This window comes from Burkholderia sp. BE17, from assembly GCF_009362305.1.
Taxonomy (GTDB): Bacteria; Pseudomonadota; Gammaproteobacteria; order Burkholderiales; family Burkholderiaceae; genus Burkholderia; species Burkholderia pyrrocinia_C.
Map to the genome: position 1 here is coordinate 84,037 of NZ_WHNU01000032.1, position 23,197 is coordinate 107,233.

Genomic DNA, 23,197 nt, shown 5'->3' on the forward strand with positions numbered 1-23,197 from the left:
ATGCCAATTCCTCACGCAAGCCGGGGCGGCGCGCCAATCGGCGCCACCAAGCGCATGCTGGCGGCCGCACTACGCGTCACCTTTGCGATCACCGCGGGAAGCCGGCCGATACCGCCTTCATTGAAGGCACGCGTGCGCCGCTCACGCCCCCATCGCCGCAAGATCGCGGCCAGTGCCAGTTTCTCGGCCATGCGTTGATGAGCAAACGCCACGCTCGCCTGCTGAGCAAGCAGCGTCTTATACATCGACTCGAGCGTTTCGCGCAGTTCTTTGGCCGTTACCAGCGGATTCTGCAAAACCTGCGACACATCATGCCGATCGAGAATGACCTGAACGCGCTTTAGCGAGATGCGCAGCATCCTGGCCTCTGCGTCCGTGATGGCAGTAATTTCGTCGTCCCAGTTCAGCATTTCGCCCCTCGCTTGGGCCAAGATCATGGGACCAGCTTACACCACTTTTTCCACTTTTCCCATTTTTTTCAAATCTCCCACGCGAGCCCGTCGAAATCTTAAGACCCCATTAAATAAAAGGGCCTGATTCAACTCAGGCTCCGTCCATCGAAGCCATTCCCCGCTCAAGCGCTAGCATGCCCGCCCGCGCAAGCAAGCTGCCTTCTTCTGCTGGCGTCTGAACGACTACCCTGACCCGCGCCGGGTCACCCGGGAGAACGACTCATCGGAATCCCAATACATCACGCAATCGATACCAGCCCATCGCAAGCACCAACGCCGGCATGCGCAAAAGCGCGCCACCCGGGAAGTCGCGGTGAGGGATTCGCGCGAACAGCTCGAAGCGACTCGTCTGGCCATTAATGGCCTCCGCAATCACCTTTCCTGCAAGCGCGGTCACATTCAACCCATGCCCGGAAAAACCTTGTGCGAAATAAATCGTCGGCCGCACACGACCAAAATGCGGCGCCCGGTTCATCGTGATGTCAACCAAGCCGCCCCATGCGTAGTCGATGGCAACGTCGGCCAACTGCGGAAAGGTCTTCAACATGTCCCGTCGCATGGCTGCGCCGAGATTTCGTGGCGGCAATGTCGAATAACTGACCTTCCCTCCCCAGATCAGCCGGCTACCCTCGAGACAGCCCTGGACCCAGCGCACGGCAACGATCCCGATCCGCTCGATCCGCGCGAGCAGACCACACTCCTGATCCTCATCGCAGCCGCCGCGCGCGCCGGCAACCTGGATCCCGCCGCCATCGAACGCGCCACCGACGACCTCGGCGTGACGTTGTCGCGCCGCACCATCAATAAACATCTGGCTCGGATCCGCGACGCTATCGAACATCGGCGAGACATTAGCCGCCATCCCGACTGAAACAGCGCCGCGCGTCGGACATCTCCCGATACGGCGTCAACTGCTCCATCAGCATGTGCGGTGAAATAGTCAAATCCGTACTATTTCACCGTGCTACAGCACTCCGTCCGCCGAGATGTCGCCCAAACTGAATGCGTTGTGCATGCAACGACATTCTGCGGCCTGACCCGCACTGATCCTCATCGGAGTAAGCCCATGACATCCAGCCTCCACGGTCCAGCACTGCCCCACGCCCTCCAGCAGTTCGACCAGTTGCCTAACGCTGCCTATGTTGATGTACGGACTGTCGCCGGCTTGTTCGGCATCTCCGTCCCGACCGTTTGGCGACTCACGCGATCAGGCAAGTTGCCAGCCCCTCAAAGAATAGGTGCCTCGACCCGCTGGAGTGGGGCCAACCTACGCGTCACATTGGCAGCCGGCACACGCCAGAACATCGACCCTGACTCCTGAGCAAGCTCACCGGCAGAAACCCGCTCGCCCACGGCGCGATGCGCAATGCTTAATCCTCTCGCAAAAATAGCAAATAACAGCATTCGGCCGCCACAATAAAAAATATCGCCTATCTAGCGCCATCGCGCATATAGTCTCCTTGCCCTATATTTTTCGAGCGATCCGTACTCTAACGCCCCCCATCAACATGTTGGTCATGGAACGCGCACGATCGATGGATCGGCACGCGCTATATCCCTCTGAGAAACCTTCTTGAGTCGATTCCGACCGCTCTGCTGGATTCTCCCCGTCGACACATCACCCCGGACCGTACATCGGTAGTAGTGCATGCACGGGGCCCGTATCCATTTTCGATATGGTTGGTTAAACTAATCAATCACGACTCATTTAACTTTGAATCGTGGCTGTGCTGCGAGCCAATGCCCGCAAGGCTTTTCGCTCCGGCCCTCTAAAACGAAACTCGCGCCGACTCGCTCGAACACTAAATAAACACTAAAAAGCGGGAGCGACGAAGCTGCACGACTCCCATGTAGAATCCGGCACGCTCGCCACCTTAGAGTCGCTAACACAAGCCATCAACGAAGCGAGAACAGATGACGACAGCAGCAAGGGAAAGCAACGCAACCTGAATGTCGAGACGACGCTCGAATCGAATGCGCAGTGTGCCGAAGCCAGCAAACCAGGCATGCGTGGGCTCGACTACCCAGCGATGCCGTCCGAGCCGCTCCGTGCTTTCCACACGTCGACGAGCGATACGGGCCATGATGCCACGCTGCTTCAGGTAACGCCAACAGCGAGCAAAGTCGTATCCCTTCGGGCGTTTGCGGGGCTCGCCATTCAGGCCCGACACTGCGGGAATGGCATCGAGCGTGGACTCGACTGCCGTCGAATCGTGCCGGTTGGCCCCCGTGACCGTGACGCCCGGCGGAATCCCTCGCGCATCTACGACGATGTGTCGTTTCGACCCGAGCTTGCCCCGGTACGTCGGGTTGGGGCCGGTTTCCAGCCCCCGGGGGGCTGGAAACGCTGGCGCCATCGATGCTTGCCCGCTCCCAATCAATCTGATCGTGCTCACGCAACCGGCGAAGCATCGCCAGATGCAGCCTGGCCCACACACCTGCCGCCTGCCAATCCCGCAATCTTCGCCAGCAGGTCATACCGCTGCCGTGGCATGCGCGCGTTCGACGATCCAGCAATATTTGCCAAGGCTGCTGCCATGTTCGGCACGGCGCCTGGCGATCACCGGCTCGCTATTCTCAACGAGAACTCAGGTCATACTCAGCGCTTGCGTGCGTCACTGCGGACGCACCGCCTCCAGCCCGTCGAGCAGCGCCTTGTGGAACGCGTCCGGATCCTGGATCTGCGGTGCATGCCCGAGCGCCGGGAATTCGACGAGCTGCGCGCCGGGAATCGCGGCCTGCGTGCGTTTCGCGAGCTCCGGGTAACGACCGAGCTTCGCCTGGATGTCGGGCGGCGCCGCCTCCTTGCCGATCGCGGTCGTGTCCTTGTCGCCGATCAGCAGCAGCGTCGGCACGCGGATCGCGCCGAATTCGTAGACCACGGGCTGCGTGAGGATCATGTCGTAGATCAGCGCGGAGTTCCACGCAACCGCGTCGCGGCCCGCGCCGCGATACATGCCGGCGAGCATCTGCACCCAGCGCTCGTATGACGGCGACCACTTGCCCGCGTAGTAGGTCGCCTGCTCGTAGCGGCGAATGCCGTCGGCGTTGGTCTTCAGTTCGCGCGCATACCAGTAGTCGACCGACAGCGGCGGCACGCCGAGCGCCTTCCAGTCCTCGAGGCCGATCGGGTTCACGAGCACGAGCTGGTCGGTCGCCTTCGGATACATCAGCGCGTAGCGGATCGCGAGCATCCCGCCCGTCGAGTGGCCGATGATCGTCGCCGACTTCACGCCGACCGATTCGAGCAGCGCGTGCGTGTTGCGCGCGAGTTGCTGGAAGCTGTACTGGTAGCGCTCGGGCTTCGACGACTTGCAGAAGCCGATCTGGTCCGGCGCAATCACGCGAAAGCCGGCTCGGCTCAGCACGCCGATCGTGTCCTCCCAGGTCCCCGCGCAGAAGTTCTTGCCGTGCAGCAGCACGACGGTGCGGCCGTTCGGGTGCGCGGGCTGCACGTCGAGGTACGCCATCTCGAGGGTTTCGCGCTGCGACACGAACGCGTATTCGTGCACGGGCGCCGGATACGCGAACCCTTCCAGGCGCGGGCCGTACGCGGGCCCGTCGTTGCCGGTGCTCGCCGGGACGGTGGCCGCGACTGCAGTCGCGCATACGGCGGCAACGGCCATACCAAGCACAATCGGAAATTTCTTAAAAATTGAGAACATATAGACTCATCAAAGATCAGCTTCATGAAGCTAGATGAGGAAATACCACCATCGGATTTGAGTTACTGCTCACGATCTCGCTCCGGACGCCTCATCTCGGTTGCTCACCACACGAAGCCGGCGCCGACACCGCCCGCCACGGTCCCTCGCGTGTTTGTCGAGCCGGACGCCTTGAAGATCCAGCGACCCGCATAGGTGGACAAACCCACTGCAAGCGCGGACTGACCGGCATACGTCCCCCCCCCCACTGCCACGACGCTCTTGCCTGGCGCGGGCGCCTGCGGCAGCGACGCGATGGCCACCGCCGACGCCGTGCCGCCATTCGCATCCGCACGATCATGCTCGACCTGCGACCGCAAGCCGCTCACGGAGTCGTTGAGCTGCTGGACGTTGACCGCATCCGTCGGTGCAACGCCGGCCGACACGTTGGTCAACGTGCGGGTCGTGCCAGTGGCGCTGTTGCCGAACGACACGCTGTTGTCCGCCTCTGCGACCGAATCCGCACCGATTGCAACGCTGTTATTGCCCCACGCTGTCGCACCTTGACCGATTACCGTACTGTTCTCGCCGCGAGCTGATGTAGCTTGCCCGATCGCGGTGCTATTGATTGCATGTGCATCAGCCCCCGCGCCAATCGCCGTCCCGCCCGACGCTTGCACCGCCGAGTTCGCACCGAGTGCCACGGTGTTTCCGGCGTCGCCGTCGACCGTCGAACCCGAGCCGGCTGCCACATTGTTGGCGTCGCTAAGCAGATTGGCCATCGTCACGACCCGGCCATCACCGCCCTCGGTTTCGATCTTGCTGACACGATGGTCCATCGTACCGAAGCGGTTTTCAACGTCGCTTCGCAGTTCAGATAGCTGGCCGTAGTTCACTGCGTCGTACCGGCTCTTGCCGTCGGCCACATTGGAGAGCATCACCGGTGCTACCGACGGCCCGCCCAGCGTCACCGAACCGTAGTTCGGCTTGCCGTGCGAATCGAGGTCGTAGCGCACCGCCAGCGAATCCGTCGCACCATACGCCGCACCATACGCCGCAGCCGCCTGCACCGCCTCCGATATCGTCGTGTACTTGTGGCCGCCCACTTCAATCGGATGAACTGCAATGTGCCCGTTTTCATCGACCGTCGCGCCGCCCCCGATCGCGCTCGCCAGGCTCGTGGCCGCGCCATGCAGTTGCGCCACGTTCACGGCGTCGGTGTCTTGCGTACCCGCCGCAACGTTGACGATCTGACGCTGAAGGTCCTCCCGCTCATCCCCCACCGAAACGGTATTGACGCGCGTGGCGACAGAATCGGCACCCAGCGCCACCGACCATGTCGCGCCCGCTGCCACGCGGGCACTCCCCCCGAATGCCGAGCCGTTTCTTACATCAACGATCGCGTGGTCCCCCACGGCGACAGGAGCAGCAACGTAGCGCGACCCCGACGCGGCGGCCCGAGCCCCTTCGCCAATGGCAATGGCACCCGCCAGCCCTTCCACGCCGGCTTTGGCATCCTTGCCGATCGCAATGGTGCGCGGCGTTGCATTCGCCCCCTTGCCGATCTGCACCCAGTCGTTATCGCCGATCCTTGCGATAGCGGCGTTCAACTGCTCGGACGTTGCCGCCTCGATCACCTTGCCCGTCCGCTTGTCCACCAGGCCGGATTCGACAAAATCATCTTGCAGCTCGTCTACGTTCGTTGCAGCCGTCGTCACGCGGTCGTCCAGATTCGACATCGCATCGCCAACGTTGTGCGTAGTGCTCTTGCCGCCGTCCAGCGAGTACGTCGGTGCCGTCACCTTACCTGCGGCGTCCACCGTCGAAGTGCCGCCCAGCGCGCTCGCCACACTCTTCGACTCACCGTACAACTGCGAACCGTTCACAGCGTCCAGGCTCGTCGCATTCATCGCGCCGGCTGAAACGTTCTTCAGCGCCGTACCATTCTTGCCAGACAGCGTAACCGCACTCTTGGCCTCATCGTCGTACTCGACCGCATTCGGATCGGTATCGCGACCGATCTCCGCTGCGGCCGAAATCGCATCACCGACGTTACCGTAGGTGATGTCACCGACCTGGTACTTCGGCGCTGCAATTGTCCCATTCGGATTCACCTTTGCGCCGCCCCCAAGGGTATCGACCGCACTCGAGAGTTGGCTGACGTTGACCGCATCGGTCGCTTGCCCACCTGCCGCAATATTGGTGATTCTGGAACCGGAAACATTGATCCCCTGAGTGGACGACAAGACAAGCTTATTGCCAGCAATCGTTGTGCCTTCGGCATCGATCACCATCCGGTTCGCGCTTAAAGGGTCGTCGCCATAAAAAAGCCCAGCTGATTTATTCCCCGCCCATACGCCAGACCACGCAATATCGGTCGTCCCGTTTCTGGATGTGAGGTAGGCAAAACTTCCGCCCGCCATCTGAGACAAATGGGTTCCACGCACGCCACTGGCATTCGCGTTATCCCATCTAAGACAATCGCGAACTGATTTATCGCCATTAACACACCTGCTAACATCGGATGCTTCATATCCGACATATGGGTCATCAGGCATTGCACCTGCGCGCGCATCAGATGAAAACAGCACACCGCCTCCGATGCCCGCGGCGGTGACCAATACGATGGAAACCTGAAACATTTCACGCACCGCCGCATGCAGCACCGCATCCGAAACAACCTTACATCGCTTGCTCATTCTTTCCTCTAAATCTCAACGCAACCTAAAAAATCTACTGGATATCGCCACCAATTAATTTATGATTACAAACCTGATTTATTGGCATTTTCACGTCACAGGCGCACACTGACGCACGAGAAATTTACGCACTTGCGTCAATTTGTTTGCGCCAGGCGGATCTGTAGAATCCGTGTAGTTTCCAAGCACCCTCTTCAATCGATTCACCATCCGCAGCATGCACGTCATCGTTTCGAGTGAGCGTCGCCTGCCGGTCGAACAACAGATTACCCGTATCGAGAATAGATTATCAACAATTAATTAATAAACCGTTGTAATTTAGGCTATTGGAGTTAATTCCAGAATTATCCGGTGGCGTTTTTCGGGCGGGCACGCTGCGATTTATTTTTGGGTTATGCGTGCATCGAGTGGGGGACGCAATGACTCGGATGACGTTTCATGGGTACGCGTCATTTGAAGGCCGTATGGGCCGCGGAATCGGTCCACGATTGCGCTCGCAACCCGCCCTTGCGGACGTACCGACGATGAAAGCTGACACGACCGACCTCGATTCGCGAGCCCGGAAGGTGACGCACGTTTCGCAGCACGGCAAAGGATCAGTCGAACCTGATCGAAAACGCCCGCCGAAGTCCTGGACGCACACCTGAAATCTGTGCGGATAGTTGCATTGCGACGACGGTTGGTTGATTAGAACCTGGAAGGGCAAGCGCATTGATCAAATGCACCTGAGAGAACCCGCGCTCGGGAGCGCCTGGATAGCCACGACTGGATCGTCCCGCCGTTTCGATCGCCTGCGCGCCCGCGCGATACGCAAGATCAGCGCCGCGGAATCGCGCGTATCGCGTTCCTTCAAAGCTTGAGCAGCGGTTCTAGCTGCGACGCACGTTCGACCAATCGCCAGCGTGCCGGATCCACGGCTTCCGGGACGGCATCGGTCAGTACGCAGCCAGGCCGGCCACCGGGGAAACGTTTCCCACGACCCTGCACCATCAGATGATCTCGTCCATCGGACCAGCGAGATTCCGCCACGGTAAAGTCCACCTGTCCGTCCTCCGCCACCGATGCGCGCACGCCCGTAGCGGCCAGTGCGCGGTCGAGCCGGTATGTCAGTGCGGCCCGGTCACGCCAGAGCGCGTCGAACGTCTCGATGTGCGCAACGGCGTCGCAAGCATCGCGCTCGGCACCACTCAGCATTGCGCTGATCGCGCCCTTCAGCCCGCGCAGTTGCCCGGTTGCCGTCTCGACGAACGCCAGCGTACGCTGCGCGGCCATGACCTCGGCATTCAGTAGCACCTGTCGCGCAGTAAAAGCCGTCGTGGCGCCCGGTGCGCGCACTGCTTCGATCGCCCTGGCCGGCCGGACCAATGGCCGCAGCCCGGCCGGCGACATCGCGGCCGGTACAACAGCCGCTTTCGTACCAGCGCCGCGCCTCGCCAGCTGCATGCGCATCGTCACACCGGTCGACCGGGTAGCCGGGAATGCGTGCGGCGGATCGCATCTCCATGAGCGCGGCCTCGGATGACGTCGACCAGCGACAACTGCTTCATGCGCCCGTAAATATGGTACGAGCCTTTAATTGCCGTGAGGTAGTTGTTGAGCTGGTCCGTCGCCTTGGCGAAGTCCAACTCCCCCACCAGGCTTACCGCCTGTCCGTTGGCGATGAGCTGTGCTGCGTGGTTTTCGCTCATCAGGTCCAGCGGGTTCCGGGCGCCGCCCAGTTCCAGCTTGACGGCGGAACTCGAGAACATCCTGCTGGGCGCGCTGAGCCGGGCCGAACAATCGGGCACGCGTGCGCCGCCGGACAACTTTCCGGTCGAGCGAACGTGCTCTCGCAGTTGCAAACGCATATGCCGGCCGTGGTCGAGCAAATGAAACAGATGGGTGCGGCCCCCGTGCTAATGGTGGTACCGCGTATCCGACCGATGCTGGCACGCTACGCCAGGCTGTTCTCGCCGTGCCTGGCCGTGCTGTCGTACAACGAAATCCCCGAAAACAAGGAAGTCAGCATCGTCGGCTCGCTGGGTTGAGGCGGGCGCTCCTGACCTGTGCATCCTGTGCAGGGTTATATGCGGCAAGCGTGACGCAAATGGAACGCAAAAAAACCTCGCTCCTGAGATAGCAAGCGAGGAAAACTCCATCAGAGACACAGAGGCCAGAACCCCGGATTCCAGCCCCTCAATCAATTTTTCACGGCAGGCACCCCGTCACAATCAGCGCAATCCTATTTTTTTATAAGCGCGATCCAAGGGCTTGCAATGACGCCGTTGACCTGCCTGATTTCTTCGGACCGTTTCAATTGTGGAGGGGGCCCGCGAACTTTGACATAGCCAACATCGCGGGTGCCGGGCCCCGGTGAAATGGCATCGAGAATACGCGGAGGCCCGGCCGGTCAAGGTCGTCGAAGCAGGCGCGGGGAGCGCCCGTGGCCGGCTGCTCAGTGTTGCAACGAGATTTCGACGCGGCGGTTGCTCGCACGGCCTTCGGCCGTCGCGTTGGACGCGACCGGATCGGCGCTGCCGCGGCCCGTGACCGACACGGCTTGCGCTTTCAGCCCGTGCGCCTTCAAGTAGCTCGCGACGGTTTGCGCCCGGCGCTTCGACAGCGCGAGGTTCGATGCGTCGCTGCCGGCCGAATCCGTATAGCCGGTGACCGTGACCTGTGTATACGTACGGTCTTCGCGTTCGTTCAGCAGCTTGTCGAGCGATGCGTGTGCGGCGGGCGTCAGCGTGGCCAGGCCCGTCGCGAACAGCGTGTCGCCCGCGAGGTTCACGTGTTCGACCGCGGCGGGCGCGGGTGCCGGTGCGGGTTCGGCAGCCGATGCCGCTTCGGCCGGCGCGGCGCCGCACTGGAACACCAGCGTCGCGGGATCGGATTTGTCGCGCAGCGCGCGGGCCGAATCGACGACGCGCACCGGCTGGTCGCCGCAGATCTTGCGGGCGGCCTTCATGCAGGTCTGCGGGCCCGACAGCAGGCCGTGGCAGTCCACCTGGAACGTGCGCATGCCGTCACGCGGCTGCAGTTCGGAGGCGCTGTAGGTCGGGCCCGATGCGGTCGAGCACGCGGCGAGCGCCATCGCCGACAGGGCGAGTGCGAAAGCGAGTTTGTTCACGGTTACGTCCTCAAAACTTGGGTTGACCGAAACCCGCCACGCGTCGCGCGGCGGACTCGTCCTGCCGTCGGGGCCGCGTTCCGTCCGGCTGGGGAGCCGGGCGGCATGGCGGCGCGACGGGTTACTTCCATTGGTACAGCATGCCGGCGCCGATCACCTTCTGAGCGCCGCTGAAGCCGCCGTTGATCGACGCCTTCAAGTTCTCCGTGAGGCGCGCCTGCATGTTGACCGCCATCGCCTTCTGGCCGAGGAAGGTCGACGTGCCGACACCCATCCCGAAGTTGGCGTCGCGATCGAGCTGCGGAACCGACGCCATCGCGCCGACGGCCGCGATACCCTGCTTCGCCATCTGGTCGGTCTGCTGCAGTTGCGAACCCAGCATGTTGATCTGCGTCTGCTGGTTCGACAAGGCCGACGACAACGTCGTCTGCACCTGCGTCAGCTGGTTCACGTTGACCGCATCGGTGCCTTGCGTACCCGGTGCGACGTTGATGATCTGACGCTGCTGCGTGTCGCTGCCGACCGACACGACGTTCTGGCGGCCGCCGTCCGTCGAGTTCGCGCCGATCGCCACCGAGTTCGAGCCGGCGGTGACGGTCGGCTTGTCGCTGCCGGTGCCGTTCAGGTCAGCCGAGATACCATTGCTGTTCGTCGTGCTCGAACCAGCGGACAGAGGGCCGATACCGATCGACGTACCGCCCGAAGCTTGCACCGTGGAATTCGCACCGGTAGCCACGGCATTGCCGCCATCGTCGCCGATCGTCGAACCCGGGGCAGTCGCAACGTTGTTTGCGTCGTTGCCGAGATTGGCCTGCGTCACGCCTCGATCATCACCGTCCGAATCATCGCCATCGGTTTCGATCTTGCTGGCACGATCGTCCATCGTGTCCAAGCGGTTTTCCAAATCGCTTCGCAGTGCAGATAGCTGGCCGTAGTTCACCGCGTCGTACCGGCTCTTGCCGTCGGCAACGTTGGTGAGCATCACCGGCGCCGAAGCCGGCCCGCCCAGCGTCACCGAACCGAAGTTCGGGTTGCCGTGCGAATCGAGGTCGTAGCGCACCGCCAACGAATCCGTCGCACCATACGCCGCAGCAGCCCGCACCGCCTCCGATATCGTCGCGTACTTGTGACCGCCCACTTCAATCGAATCAACAGTGATCCGCCCGCTTTCATCAACTACCGCACCGCCTCCAATCGCGTTCGCGACACTCGTGGCCGTATTGTTCAGCTGCGAGCCGTTCACCGCATCGGTGCTCGTCGCGCTCACCGCGCCGGCCGCCACGTTCTTCAGCGTCACGCCATGCTCGCCGGACAGCGTGATCGCGCTCTTCATTTCATCGTCGTATGCAATCACATCCTTGTGAGCGAGGAGACTGGCCACCAGCAAGCTGTGTCCCGACTTCAGATCCGACGACAGCTTCTTGGTCTGGTCTGACACCGCTCCCATCGCTTTCTTCAGCTGATCCAGGTTGACTGCGTCGGTACCTTTCGTACCCTGCGCCACGTTCGAAATACGACGTTCAAGACCCGAGTCGCCCACCGACACCTGGTTCTCGTCGGTAGCGACCGAATTGAAACCGATCGCGACCGATTTGAGCCCGTTAGCACGCGAACCGCCGCCGAGCGCCAGCGAGCCGTCCGCTGTCGCGTTCGCACCCGAGCCAATCGCTACGGTATTCATGCCCACCGCGTTCGCGGCCACACCCTCCGGCCTGATCTTGATGGAGGTCATGGAAAGGTTGATATCGTCCAGATCGTCTCGTATCGGTTGCAATTGACCGACGTTCACGGCATCGGTATCGGCAACGCCGGCCGCGACGTTCTTCAGCGCCACGGGCACTGCCGCGCCCGCGCCACCCAACGTCACCGAGCGTCGATCCGCCGTGTCGCCTGACTGTCGGTCATACGCCACCACCTCAGTCACTAGGCCCGTCCTCCTGTCCACCAGACGGGAATGAGCAAAATCGTCTTGCAGGTTCTCGATGCTTTCCGTATTCGCCGTCATGCCCGCGGCAACCTCATTCAACTGCTTCACGTTCACGGCATCGGTGTCTTGCGTACCCGCTGCAACGTTCACGATCTGACGCTGAAGATCGCCCCGCTCATCTCCTACCGAAACGGTGTCGGCACGCGTGGCTACGGAGTCGGCACCCAGCGCTACCGACCATGTCGCGCCCGCTGCCACGCGGGCACGCCCCCCGAATGCCGAGCCGTTTCTTACATCGACAGTCGCATGGTCCCCCACGGCAACAGGAGCAGCAACGTAGCGCGACCCCGAAGCGGCGGCCCGAGCCCCTTCGCCAATGGCAATGGCACCCGCCAGTCCTTCCACACCGGTTTTGGCATCCTTGCCGATTGCAATGGTGTTCGGTGTCGCACTCGCACCCTCGCCGATCTGAACCCAGTTCTTTGCGATCGCGGCGTTCAACTGATCGAACGTTACCGCTGCGATCACCTTGCCCGTTTCCTTGTCCACCAGACCGGAATCGACGAAGTTGCGTTGCAGTTTGTCCACGCTCGTTGCGTTCTTCGTCACGCGGCCGTCCAGATTCGACAGGGCGCCGTCAATCGTGTGAACGCTGGTACCCCCGACCGAATATGCCGGCTCGATGAACGTTCCGTCGGCATTCAGGGCAGCGCCGCCGCCCAACGCGCGGGTCACACCGGAAAGCTGGCTCACGTTCACCGCATCCATACTCTGCGTGCCGGCAGCGACATTGACGATCTGGCGCTGTCCGCCATTGTGCTCATTCCCTACCGATACGGTATTGGCACGCTTTGCCACCGAGGCGCTACCGAGCGCCACCGCCGAATCCGCGTCGGCATTCGCGCCCGCCCCTAACGCAATCGCCCCTACGCCTGTTGCTGCCGCCGCGCGCGCATCACCGTCGGTCATCTTCAGATAACGCGATGAAAATAGATCCGTACGGGTCACGCCCTCGACCGACAGATTCTTGTTGAGTGTCGCATTGCCTCGTATCGTGGTGTCGGAAAAATAACCGCCCCCGTTCACATACAAGTTTCCGCCGAGAGAAAGGTCGGTCGGATCGCCATAAGCGTCTCCACGAGGGTTAAAAAAAAGCACCCTATTTTTTTGTGTGGCTTTGTCTTCTGATCTACAAAAGTCACCGGACTTCGAGCTAGAAGGATCGTACCCGTTGTCGTAGAAGTAAGAGCAACGAGAATCAGTTCCATTATTGACATAAATCCCCCCCGCAGGCTCCGCAGCTGCACCATTACTCGCCAATGCAGCAAACACCGCAGCCACCATTAATACCGCCACACGCAATGACTCGCCCCCATTTCCATCCACCCCACTTGACACAGACACAACAACTCGCCTCACCGCCTTTCTGTCGAGAACTGCTCGATACATTTTATTAATCCCCAGAACATCAAATTATTGAAAATCAACCACACGACAGGGTGCACCATTCCATCAATAAACAACAGACCCTCAAAAGACTTCCTAAAATTAAATTTGTTTCTCGACCAAACTGAACCTCATCCAATCAGCGCCACCATTTGCGCCGACCGGGCTTCACCACTTGCGGCACGGCAATCATCGATGACGAGATAAAATCAACCACCCATAACCCTTTCTCTATCGAATGAGAATATTGGCGCAGCGTATGAGGCGGAAATATTACGAAGCACATCTCCATCAAACGGAATGTGTTCTTTACTTTCTGCAGAGTAAGCTTTGTCCACGATTCGCGTAAACGGGAATTTTCTAGATGGCGTCGCCCGAGATTCGGGAGCATCGAAGCACGCGGGTCAATCCCGCGCCATAGGTGCCGGTCCCATCTACGCCGGCGCGGCGCAGATGGCCGAACGAATTCGCCCAGCTCACCAGGTTGAGATATCCTGCCGTATCGGTCGATATCGACAGTGTTCCAAGAAGTTTTCCCGTCTCACTAATCACAGCCCCGACATGCGCACCCAGATGCGTGTCGACGCCCAGAATCACTTCGTTTTGTTCCATGCGAGTTTTCGTCGTAGTGGGCGCATCGCCAACCCCACTCGCTAGACAGGACACTCACGGTGCAGAACAAAGCTCCTATCAGGTCACAAACGCTGGGTCCGGAACGCTCGGGAAACGCCGGAGTCCGACCGACAGGTCAACGCCAGGGCAGCTCGGCCAATCCCAATACGGGTCAGATCGGTCCGACGTTCGAGGCGTATTTTGGACTAAGTGTCTCAACAATTTCCTTTGCGACTCATCGAGCAGCACATGCCGTAAGCGGCCAGCTTGCGTTGGAATTCGTGACTCGCGTACTGGGCGGATTCAACTGGTCGTCGCAACACCTTAATCCAGAAGGTGTTTCATGGGTCGCCCATCGAAGTGGATACAACAGTTGACGGGGCGAGGCGCGTGAAATCCGAGACTACCGCATCCACAAATCGGTATTGGGCTCCGGACGCGTGAGGTTTGCGCCGATGAGTCGAGCACACGCTGCGCGGCACACTACTTGCACTGAAGCCGCCGCACATCCGGCGACGCCTTCTCCTTCGCGGCCTGTTGCAAGCAACAACGTCGTTGCGCCTTGCGTGACGAGCCCTTCGTTAATCAACAGCCGTGCCGATACAGTCCAGCAATGGATGAGCCGTTACATCATCGACCGGCCACTCAGCGGGGCACACAGAACGTTGATGGCTATCCAACGGAGTGAACATGGATTGATGCCGAATCTCCGCAAGCACAGTCATCAAGACGCGAAATCCCCGTCCTCTCGCAACTCGTGCATTACGTCATCGCCATTCACGACGCCGGCAACGAGAAACACACTCACCAGCAAGAATTCCGAATCCGTGTCCCCCAACCTCCGCGCGGCTGATTCGATATGACGATAGTCATCTGGATGCACGTCCACGACGATAGCCGCGCATTCCACTCGATCTTTCTTTTAATTTACTCAGCGGCACCCTTAAGGCCTTCTCCGACATTATCGCATGCAGAAATACCCCAGAATCGCGCCGTAACAGTCAGCATCTTGATTGCAACAATTTTCACAAAAACACTATCCCTATAATAAAAAATCCACCATAAAATCACACATCACCACCTAATCCGCATAAAATTTTAAAGCACCATGAATGCCATAGCATATCAGACAATTCCTATTTTCCTGGATATTTTATAGGCCACATCTAGTTTTATCTCCCGGAGAACCCAAACGCTCTACCCGCTTGATACACTTCGCCGATATTTGAGTGGGGGGAGATTCTGAAATGGCTTTGCGCGTTGTGCTTGCGGACGACCATCCAATCATGCTGCTCGGCTGCCGCCTGCTGATCGAGCAGAATGGCATGGACGTCGTGGGAGAGGCTCGCAACTCTAGTGAATTGATGTCAATCCTGGCACACGTCGCCTGCGATGTCGTGATCACGGATTTCTCGATGCCCACCGGACGTACCGACGGATTGGCAATGCTGTCCGCCATTCGACGAGAACACGCAACCCTGCCCGTCATTGTGCTCACGAACTTGGCGAATGCCGGCTTGTTGCGTGCGATGTTGAACGAAGGCGTACGGGGTATCGTTGAAAAAGGAGCGGAAAGGAACGAACTATTCACTGCCGTTCGTACCGCGCTGAGAGGCGCCATTTACATCAGTGTCAAGCTGCAACGCGAATTGACAAAACTCGGTTTGACCGAGACGGAAAGCCAGCGGGCTGCGAGCCTGACGCCGCGTGAGCTGGAAGTGCTACGGCTGCTTGCCAGCGGGAAATCCCCGACGGAAGTCGGCCAGATGTTGCATCGCACCATCAAGACGGTCAGTTGGGCCAAGATATCGGCAAAGCGCAAACTCGGCCTCAAAAGCGATGCCGAACTCTACGGGTACGTCGTTAACCTCGGACTCAATGGCTGACAGTGCTTGCCTGAGCACGGCTGCCATCATGCGTGGCGTATGGCCTGGGAGCAGGTGCCATGCCAGCGCAAACGACAAGGCCCACAGCGAACCCAACTGAAATGTACGCGCGCCGCATAGGCCGCAGCATCGCAATCCCCAGCGCACGGTACGTCAATCTTGAACAAGACTTTCTGGGTCAGCCGCCGGTTGATCTGCATCATTGCCATAGTCGCTCTGACTACGTGCCCAATCGACTCCGGAACAGCTGACAATGTTGAAAAATCGATGCTTCGGTTGACGCAATACTGGCCGACAAAGGTCGTGTTGCCAATGCGAACGCATGGCACGATCGACCGTTTGGCGCTCACCTCGGACGATCGCAAGTGGCTGGCTTCGCTTCCCCCGATCAAACTGGGCATTGACCCCGAATGGGCGCCCATCGCCTACATTGACGTAGACGATCGCCCGAATGGCATCGTCGCAGACTACCTGGAACATATCTCGACATCACTAGGCATTCGCTTTGCCCTCGTGAAAACGAATTCGTGGGCGGAAACCTTGTCGCTCGCACAATCGGGTCAACTGGATGCCGTCGCACCGGTCAATACGCCGGCCACCCGTAACAACGTTTTGCTCTATAGCACTCCGTTTATCACCCTCCCCGACGTCATCGTCACCCGCCCTCACGCGTCGCCCCAGGGTATCGTCGATCTCGCCGGCCGCCGGATAGTCATCTCCGATCCCAGCGAGCTTCCCGCCACGATACGGCGCCAGATGCCCGGCGCTGAAATTACCGTGGCCGCGAATGCCTATCAAGCGATGAAAGCAGTAGCGGAGGGGCGTGCCGATGCCTATGTCGGAAACGCCGCGATCGTCGATTTCGACATCCGGAACTACTTTCCCGGCGTTCTCAAAATCGTGTCACCGGCCAATATCGACAGCAGGCTGAGTATTGCAATCAACCACCGTTACGCCCGGTTGGTTCCCTTGATCAACCGAGCGATCGCTGCGATCCCGCCAAAGGAACGGCAACGCATTCGGAGCCGGTGGCTTTGGCCTCGATATTCGGCCGGCCTGCCGTGGAGAACGTTCGAGCTTACGGTGCTGGGTGCCGCGATCATATTGGCGATCGTTATCACCGCATACGTCCGGCTTCGTCATGAGGTTCGTCAGCGGCTGGCGGCCGAACATGAGCTGGCCGATCAGCTCAGCTTTCGCGAAGCGCTGATGGAGTCCCTTCCGTATCCGCTGGTCGCCAAAGATAGCACCAACCGATATATTGCGATCAACCTCGCTTATGAAACCGCATTCTCGGTCAAACGCGAGGATTTGATCGGTAAGACGATTCTTGAGGCGTCACCGCTGGAACCCGCATGGAGTACTCAAATCCACGCGATGAGCGAGGAAGCTCAGGATCGGAAACAACCCCATCATGGCGAGCTTGACCTCATGGATGGCAACCAGAAGCAGCGATCCTGGCTGTACTGGATGCATCCTTTTCAATTGCCGAGCGGAAAACCGGGCGGCCTGCTGGTCACGTTGGTCGACGTCACAACCATTCGCAACGCGGAACAACATGCACGCGCTTTGGACCAACGATTGAGGCGCGTGACCGCCCATCTCCCGGCGGTCGTCTTCGAACTTCGTCGCACACCCGATGGTGCGCTACGCTTTCCTTATGTGGGTGGTAATACCCGTGCCCTGTGGGATCTGGATGCACAGACGATGGAAGCCGATGCCCTGACGCTGCTTTCACGTGTTCACCACGACGACCGATCTCTTATCAAATCGGCAGTCAGATACTCGGCGCGGACCATGAAGCCAGTCTCCATCGATTTTCGCTGCCTTTCCCATGGACGCGAGCGCTGGATTCATGCGGAAGCAACGCCGCAAACCGAGCGCGACGGGACGATATTCTGGAGCGGAGTCTGGTCGGATGTCACTGACGCCAAGGCGCAAGCCAAAGAACTGGCCCGCGCGAAAGAAGCCGCCGAAATAGCGGCAGCGTCAAAATCGAGATTCCTGGCCACCATGAGTCATGAGATACGCACACCGATGAACGGAATCATTGGGATGCTCGAGCTACTGCGCCACGAGTCGTTGAGCACCAAGCAGCAGCGCATGCTTCACATGATCGGTGAATCCTCGATGACCTTGATACAGATTCTCGACGACGTTCTCGATTTCTCGAAGATCGATGCCGGACGGCTGCAGATCGTGACCGAACCGACCGACCTGCGCGCGCTCCTGGACGGCGTCAGTGCCGTAGCAGCCACGCTGGCCCACGACAAAGGCCTCATCGTTCGCAATTTCGTGAGCAACAGACTTGCCGCCGAGTTGGAGACCGACGGCCTGCGTCTTCGCCAGGTTCTCTTCAATCTGTTGAGCAACGCAATCAAGTTCACGGAAAACGGGGAGGTCGGCATCAGTATCGAGGTCATGGACTACCGCAAAACGTGCCAGCGTGTTCGCTTCACGGTACATGACACCGGCATCGGCATCACGCCGGAGCAACTGCAGTGCCTGTTCACCCCTTTCGCACAGGCCGATACTTCAATCGCACGCCGCTTCGGCGGCACTGGCTTGGGATTGACCATCTGCAAACGCCTGGTCGAACTGATGCACGGAACCATCCACATTAAAAGCACTCCCCGCGTCGGGACGCGGATCATTGTCGAATTCGATCTGAACGTACACCTCCTCGTTCGCGCCACGCCGCTGGCAGGCAAGCAGGCCCGTATCGACTTACCGGACATCGCGCTTGCCACCGCACTACGCGAACTCCTGGTGCCTCTCGGTGTCATCGCCACCGGATCCGGTTCGCAGGCAGACCTGCACTTTGTCGACGAAAGCCGACTCGACAATATCAGTGACGATGGAGCGGTTATCGGACTTACGGACGAGCCCATCCCGACGGGCTACGAGATCGCACCTGACGGCAGGCGTCGACTTAGCCACAATCCGCTGACGTACGCCGCAGTCGAAGCACTTTGCCTCCATATCGTCGATTCCCCTCGATTCACCGAAACCGCTGCCCGTCTGCCGTCCATTGAGTATCAACCGTCAGGAATTCGAATTCTTGTCGTCGACGATCATCCGGTCAATCGCCTCGTCATCGAGGCACAACTCGAACGGCTCGGTTATACCGCTATCGCGGCATCCAACGGCATGGACGCACTCCACGTACTGGACGATTCCGATATCGCATTGGTACTCAGCGATTGCGCAATGCCGGGCATGGACGGCTACGAGCTGGCAAAGCGCATCCGCTCACGGGAGCACCGGTCGCGGCATATCCCCATTCTTGCCTTGACGGCCAACGCATTGCCTGACGAAGCGATCCGGTGTACGGAAGCCGGCATGGACGGCCTACTCGTCAAACCGACCACGTTGGCGGTGCTGCGCGAACAGCTGACGCACTGGATAGCAATTTCGCCGTGCCAGACACGAACAGACGCCACGCACTGGCTTGCGCCGCCCCAGTCGCCCGAAGAGGGCACACACTTGGCGACGTTGATACAGGGATTCCTGATCGAAACCACGAAGGATATTGCCCTCCTTCGGGCCGCGGTAGCAAACGGCAACGCGGTGGCCGCGGCCGATCGTATTCACCGCATCGCTGGCGCCAGTAAATTGTTCGGCTCGGACGTCCTGGCCAATTATGGCGAAAGCTTGTCAACCCGGCTTCGACTGAATGGGGTGGCCGGTCACGAGGCGGCACTGGCGGCCTTTTACGCACAAGTCGAGCAACTGGTCACCAGGCTCAACACCTTGCGGGCGGGATCCACGTAAACAAGTCGGCTCCCTGCCTGCAAAATCGGACGAGGCAGCGCCATTCAACCAGACATCATCCCCTTCACTATTGGCCACCGCTATTTCGTTCGGCTGCAGCGGCCGATACGGCGGCTTGCGCATCAAGTATCCCGCGCCCAGGCGGAATCACCCTGCACGATCGTGTCGTCGACACGATCGACGTAAAACGGGCGGTGCGTTTCAGAATGCTCGCGACTTCAGAGGGGGTCAACCAGGGATTGGTCGCCAACATCAGCGACACCACGCCAGACACCTGTGGTGCCGCCAGGCTGGTGCCATGCATGTAGCCATAAGAGGCATCGGCCGGTGCTTGCTTCCCAGTATTCGACAACGTCCAGATCTTCGTCCCCGGTGCGCTCAGCGTCACGCGTGGATGCGTATTGCTGTCGGACACGCGGCGACCGGTCGGATCGCTTCCCGCCACGGATATAACGCCCCGACAATTCGCCGGTGCATCGATCTCGTTGACACCATCGTTACCCGCAGCGGCAACAACGGTCACACCTTGCTCAACGAGATCGTCGACCGCCTCCTGAAATGTTCGACTGCAAACACCGACAGAGCCAAGGCTCAGATTGACCACCTTTGCCGGATGCGGATTTTCAGGCACACCGACAACCGGCAGCCCCGCCGCCCATCGCATCCCGTCGACCACATCGCTCGTTCGCCCTCCGCCCTTTCCGAGCACGCGCACCGGCAAAATTCTCGCTTGACGACGATCTTCCCAACCGTTCATGCTCATCGTTGCCGCCACAACGCCGGCGACGCTCGTCCCATGCCAACTGCTGTTCCGCACGGTTTGCGCAAATGCACCTGATTCGTCCTGGCCAATCCAGTCACCGGGATCCTGAACATCCGAACCTCGGCCGCTGCCATTCTCCGCGAAGGAATCGGTCACGAAGTTGTACCCGGGAAGCAGATGAGAAACGAGGTTCGGGTGAGACGTCACACCCGTGTCGAGTACGGCAGTTACCGCGCCCGGCACGCCTTGCGTGACACGCCACGCCTGGTCGATCCTGATCCCGGCGTCGACGTTGTGCAAATACCAGGCATCGCGATGTTGTACGTCAGGCTGTTCGATGGCGGACGACTGTACCTTGTAATTCAATTCCGCGTATTCGATTTCGGGTTCCTGCGTCAGTTCCTCGACAACACCCGCAACCGAATTCGCGGCAGTCGACACCTCGACAACAGCAGCACCGCCTGACATCGGACGCTTTACTGAAAGCAAATCGCCCGACGTGCCGTCACCGATCGCGCTGCTTCCGAGCGGATGCAACAACATGGCTGCATGACGCCGATTGATGCGCTCGACCACTCGGTCGAGCCGCTCCCGGTCATGCATGCCACCTTCCATCATGACGCTGTAGTCCTGCATTTCGCCGGACGATTTCCGCATCTTAACGATGACCTCGTTGCCATACGGCGTCCCTGCGCGGATCGACGGCGACGCGACCGATGTGTCGTCGGCAAAACAATGCCGATACCAGGTATTGTCATCCTCTCGAGTGCTGTTATTTCCTGCCCACTCCTCACCTGTCGTTGTTTCGGAAATCGCGTTGCCGCGTTCTTGCCCCTGCCCACCGCCTCCTTCCCCGGAGTCGCCACCGCATGAAGAAAGCAATGTGGCAACCATCACGAAAGCCGGGCACAACGGCGCAAGCCTCTTACAATTTTCAATCATATCGAACTCGAAACCTAAATTTAAAAATGGATTGCTCGGCCCTTTCATCCCCGAAAATCATCGTCAGTAGACCAACGGGCCGCAATCAAAAAGATCGAGTCGACTGATGCTGCCAAAGCATATCTCTCACGGCGTCCACCAGATCGATATCGGTCTTCACGCCGAATTTCCTCATTGCATTGGCTTTCTGAGTACTGATTGTCTTTCGACTTCGACGCAGTTTTTCCGCAATTTCCCCCACTGCCATTCCACGCTCAAAGAGCCGCACTACATCCAGCTCGCGCGGCGACAATAGATCGGCTCGCGTGTGCCGGCCGCCATCTCGATTGAAATCGCAAAGTACTTCTCCCGCTATGTCCGGATCCACATACCTTTTCCCGCGCATGACTTTCTCGACAATCTTCGGCAGGAAAAGTGAGTCGTCGCTGGACTTCACGACGAATGCCGAGACACCATTTTTCAGCGCGCGCCGAATGGACAGTCCATCTCGCAATTCGGCTAGAAGAACAATCTTCACATTCGGGTGATTTCTCCGAATGCTTTCAAGCATCCTCATTCCATCCGGTTCCGGATCATCGCCAAAGGAATAGTCGCAGATCAACACATCGCACTGGTAACTCGTCAGCAGCGACGCCATACCGGACAACGTGTTCGTTTCGGCAACGATCTGCATATTTTCCACGCTTGAGAATATGTAACGCAGCCCCTGCACGATCATTGGATAAGCGTCCGCGACGACAATATTTATTTTTCGCGCCAAAAAGAAACCATCCGATCCAAACTCGGAAGAAGGCAAACTCAAATAACTCTCTCGATCAATCAAGCTCATTGAGAAAATTCCAAACATGACTATCAAAAAATCGCCTCGAGGACGCGTCCGCGACGACAAAATTTATCAAGTCACTGCGACATCGCGCCATTCCGAACTGGAAATCCCGAAAAAACAGCTACGTGAAATCCGATGCCTTGAACGATAGCGCTCGACTCCTCCTTAAGGGACTAGAAAATTCTCATCGTCTGAAAAAAAGCATGTTGTTCGCGCATCATTCGATGCACGAACAACATGGCGCTCGAACGAATGGCATTGTCCGGTCGCGCGCGATGAGTCGCACGCTTGTTGAATAAATTCTGGATCGCAGAGATTTCGCTCGAACGCCGAACGCTTCGCACGTCCTCAGTACGAGATCAGGCGCGGATGCTCGGTGGAGTTGAAGTAAAACTCGCCCTCGGCTGGATTGGACGCGAGCGAGGGCGCGGTATCCCGCGTTGCTTCACGCCATCGCGCAAATTCTGCGTCAGTCATGCCAAGCACGTCGGCCACACTCTCCGCCAGGACGGAATGCACCACCTGGTGTCGCTCACTCGTGCGAGCCGTCTGCACTTCGGCAGGCCGATGGGTTTGGCGAGACGTCACCGAGGCCTTCGGCACGATAGCGTCAGGCACCGGCTCGAGATGAGTCTTCCCATTCTTCGGAATAGTCCCCATATCCCCTCCCACCTTCACGACGCGCGAATCCGACGCGTCAACGACGGACCTATGCGTTGGCGCCGGCACCGATGCGACCGAGATTGCGCCTCGGTAAATGGTATCGGGGGATGGGAGTGCGCTCTTGTTTTCGAGCATATGTGTCGCGATGCTGCACAACGCCGCAAACGCGAGACCGACAGCGAGCATGCTCCTCGACGGACGGTGAGACGAATTCTGATTCAGCCATGCACGATTGTCGGATCCAAAATCTGCGGCGCACGTTTTTGCTTGTTGAGGCGCAGACCCATGCGGGCAAAAGTCGAACACGCGCAGCCCGGGTCTCCGACTTTTCACGAATGCCTTACGGCGCCGGCCGTATGGTGGCGGCACCTCGGAAAAGGGATCGACGAGCGGCAGCGCGAAACGACCGGTGATGTCCTGCATATCCGTATATAGGCGACGAAATTTACCAACA

16 protein-coding genes and 1 pseudogene are annotated in these 23,197 nt (G+C 59.4%); 4 read left to right on the plus strand and 13 right to left on the minus strand.

Annotated elements, in window-relative coordinates; all coding sequences use genetic code 11:
* Nucleotides 1–11 precede the first annotated feature (11 nt).
* Both GD429_RS25730 and GD429_RS42120 read right to left on the minus strand, forming a co-directional pair.
* Nucleotides 12–410 (minus strand): hypothetical protein, encoded by a 399-nt coding sequence (locus GD429_RS25730; protein WP_152861067.1) that lies wholly within the window; start codon nucleotides 408–410, stop codon nucleotides 12–14.
* Between the two features lie 262 nt (nucleotides 411–672).
* Complete coding sequence (locus tag GD429_RS42120) at nucleotides 673–1,314, minus strand: NAD(P)/FAD-dependent oxidoreductase (RefSeq protein ID WP_415748956.1); 642 nt, start codon at nucleotides 1,312–1,314, stop codon at nucleotides 673–675.
* A 204-nt stretch (nucleotides 1,315–1,518) separates the two neighbouring features.
* On the opposite strand from GD429_RS42120, the gene GD429_RS42125 reads away from it, so the two are divergent.
* Nucleotides 1,519–1,773: a helix-turn-helix transcriptional regulator gene (locus tag GD429_RS42125; protein ID WP_152861069.1), complete on the plus strand. Its 255-nt coding sequence runs from the start codon at nucleotides 1,519–1,521 to the stop codon at nucleotides 1,771–1,773.
* A 562-nt stretch (nucleotides 1,774–2,335) separates the two neighbouring features.
* Here the strand turns inward: GD429_RS42125 and GD429_RS25745 are convergent.
* The 5 genes and pseudogenes from GD429_RS25745 to GD429_RS41270 all read right to left on the minus strand — a co-directional run.
* Nucleotides 2,336–2,981 (minus strand): annotated as a pseudogene (locus GD429_RS25745) (IS5 family transposase); the annotation flags it as partial.
* A gap of 86 nt (nucleotides 2,982–3,067) precedes the next feature.
* Nucleotides 3,068–4,117, minus strand: a complete 1,050-nt coding sequence (locus GD429_RS25750) for an alpha/beta fold hydrolase (protein WP_152861071.1) — start codon at nucleotides 4,115–4,117, stop codon at nucleotides 3,068–3,070.
* 104 nt (nucleotides 4,118–4,221) lie between these two features.
* Nucleotides 4,222–6,795: a YadA family autotransporter adhesin gene (locus tag GD429_RS25755; protein WP_152861072.1), complete on the minus strand. Its 2,574-nt coding sequence runs from the start codon at nucleotides 6,793–6,795 to the stop codon at nucleotides 4,222–4,224.
* Nucleotides 6,796–7,644: 849 nt separating this feature from the next.
* Nucleotides 7,645–8,244 carry a hypothetical protein gene (locus GD429_RS25760; RefSeq protein ID WP_152861074.1) on the minus strand — a complete coding sequence of 200 codons (600 nt, stop codon included), beginning with the start codon at nucleotides 8,242–8,244 and terminating at the stop codon, nucleotides 7,645–7,647.
* Between the two features lie 2 nt (nucleotides 8,245–8,246).
* Nucleotides 8,247–8,642, minus strand: a complete 396-nt coding sequence (locus GD429_RS41270) for a hypothetical protein (RefSeq protein WP_227791748.1) — start codon at nucleotides 8,640–8,642, stop codon at nucleotides 8,247–8,249.
* Between the two features lie 21 nt (nucleotides 8,643–8,663).
* On the opposite strand from GD429_RS41270, the gene GD429_RS41275 reads away from it, so the two are divergent.
* A complete protein-coding gene (locus GD429_RS41275) occupies nucleotides 8,664–8,822 on the plus strand; it encodes a hypothetical protein (protein WP_265334689.1) in 159 nt (52 codons plus the stop codon).
* A gap of 407 nt (nucleotides 8,823–9,229) precedes the next feature.
* Here the strand turns inward: GD429_RS41275 and GD429_RS25775 are convergent, their stop codons facing one another.
* The 3 genes from GD429_RS25775 to GD429_RS25785 all read right to left on the minus strand — a co-directional run bounded on the left by GD429_RS25775 (nucleotide 9,230) and on the right by GD429_RS25785 (nucleotide 13,889).
* Entirely contained in the window at nucleotides 9,230–9,904 is a 675-nt protein-coding gene (locus tag GD429_RS25775; RefSeq protein ID WP_321574869.1) for an OmpA family protein, read from the minus strand.
* A 121-nt stretch (nucleotides 9,905–10,025) separates the two neighbouring features.
* Nucleotides 10,026–12,989 (minus strand): YadA family autotransporter adhesin, encoded by a 2,964-nt coding sequence (locus GD429_RS25780; RefSeq protein ID WP_193727193.1) that lies wholly within the window; start codon nucleotides 12,987–12,989, stop codon nucleotides 10,026–10,028.
* Between the two features lie 648 nt (nucleotides 12,990–13,637).
* Entirely contained in the window at nucleotides 13,638–13,889 is a 252-nt protein-coding gene (locus GD429_RS25785) for an IS110 family transposase (RefSeq protein WP_227791743.1), read from the minus strand.
* A 1,247-nt stretch (nucleotides 13,890–15,136) separates the two neighbouring features.
* Here GD429_RS25785 and GD429_RS25795 point away from each other — a divergent pair.
* Together GD429_RS25795 and GD429_RS25800 are read left to right on the plus strand one after the other, a co-directional pair.
* On the plus strand, nucleotides 15,137–15,775 hold the full coding sequence (locus GD429_RS25795; protein ID WP_152861080.1) for a response regulator transcription factor: 639 nt from the start codon (nucleotides 15,137–15,139) through the stop codon (nucleotides 15,773–15,775).
* A 159-nt stretch (nucleotides 15,776–15,934) separates the two neighbouring features.
* Nucleotides 15,935–19,549, plus strand: a complete 3,615-nt coding sequence (locus GD429_RS25800; RefSeq protein ID WP_227791744.1) for an ATP-binding protein — start codon at nucleotides 15,935–15,937, stop codon at nucleotides 19,547–19,549.
* Between the two features lie 67 nt (nucleotides 19,550–19,616).
* Here GD429_RS25800 and GD429_RS25805 read toward each other — a convergent pair whose 3' ends face one another.
* From GD429_RS25805 to GD429_RS40620, 3 genes are all read right to left on the minus strand, one after another.
* Nucleotides 19,617–21,302, minus strand: coding sequence for a S8 family peptidase (locus GD429_RS25805; protein ID WP_152861082.1), 1,686 nt, complete (start codon nucleotides 21,300–21,302; stop codon nucleotides 19,617–19,619).
* A 37-nt stretch (nucleotides 21,303–21,339) separates the two neighbouring features.
* Nucleotides 21,340–22,083, minus strand: coding sequence for a response regulator transcription factor (locus GD429_RS25810; protein WP_152861084.1), 744 nt, complete (start codon nucleotides 22,081–22,083; stop codon nucleotides 21,340–21,342).
* Nucleotides 22,084–22,428: 345 nt separating this feature from the next.
* Nucleotides 22,429–23,166: a hypothetical protein gene (locus GD429_RS40620; protein ID WP_193727194.1), complete on the minus strand. Its 738-nt coding sequence runs from the start codon at nucleotides 23,164–23,166 to the stop codon at nucleotides 22,429–22,431.
* Nucleotides 23,167–23,197: the final 31 nt, after the last annotated feature.

Coding starts and splice junctions, on each gene's coding strand:
- GD429_RS25730 (WP_152861067.1), bottom strand. CDS start 410: ATGCTGAACTGGGACGACGAAATTACTGCCATCACGGACGCAGAGGCC.
- GD429_RS42120 (WP_415748956.1), bottom strand. CDS start 1,314: ATGGCGGCTAATGTCTCGCCGATGTTCGATAGCGTCGCGGATCCGAGC.
- GD429_RS42125 (WP_152861069.1), top strand. CDS start 1,519: ATGACATCCAGCCTCCACGGTCCAGCACTGCCCCACGCCCTCCAGCAG.
- GD429_RS25750 (WP_152861071.1), bottom strand. CDS start 4,117: ATGTTCTCAATTTTTAAGAAATTTCCGATTGTGCTTGGTATGGCCGTT.
- GD429_RS25755 (WP_152861072.1), bottom strand. CDS start 6,795: ATGAGCAAGCGATGTAAGGTTGTTTCGGATGCGGTGCTGCATGCGGCG.
- GD429_RS25760 (WP_152861074.1), bottom strand. CDS start 8,244: ATGCGCATGCAGCTGGCGAGGCGCGGCGCTGGTACGAAAGCGGCTGTT.
- GD429_RS41270 (WP_227791748.1), bottom strand. CDS start 8,642: ATGCGTTTGCAACTGCGAGAGCACGTTCGCTCGACCGGAAAGTTGTCC.
- GD429_RS41275 (WP_265334689.1), top strand. CDS start 8,664: ATGAAACAGATGGGTGCGGCCCCCGTGCTAATGGTGGTACCGCGTATC.
- GD429_RS25785 (WP_227791743.1), bottom strand. CDS start 13,889: ATGGAACAAAACGAAGTGATTCTGGGCGTCGACACGCATCTGGGTGCG.
- GD429_RS25795 (WP_152861080.1), top strand. CDS start 15,137: ATGGCTTTGCGCGTTGTGCTTGCGGACGACCATCCAATCATGCTGCTC.
- GD429_RS25805 (WP_152861082.1), bottom strand. CDS start 21,302: ATGAAAGGGCCGAGCAATCCATTTTTAAATTTAGGTTTCGAGTTCGAT.
- GD429_RS25810 (WP_152861084.1), bottom strand. CDS start 22,083: ATGAGCTTGATTGATCGAGAGAGTTATTTGAGTTTGCCTTCTTCCGAG.
- GD429_RS40620 (WP_193727194.1), bottom strand. CDS start 23,166: ATGCAGGACATCACCGGTCGTTTCGCGCTGCCGCTCGTCGATCCCTTT.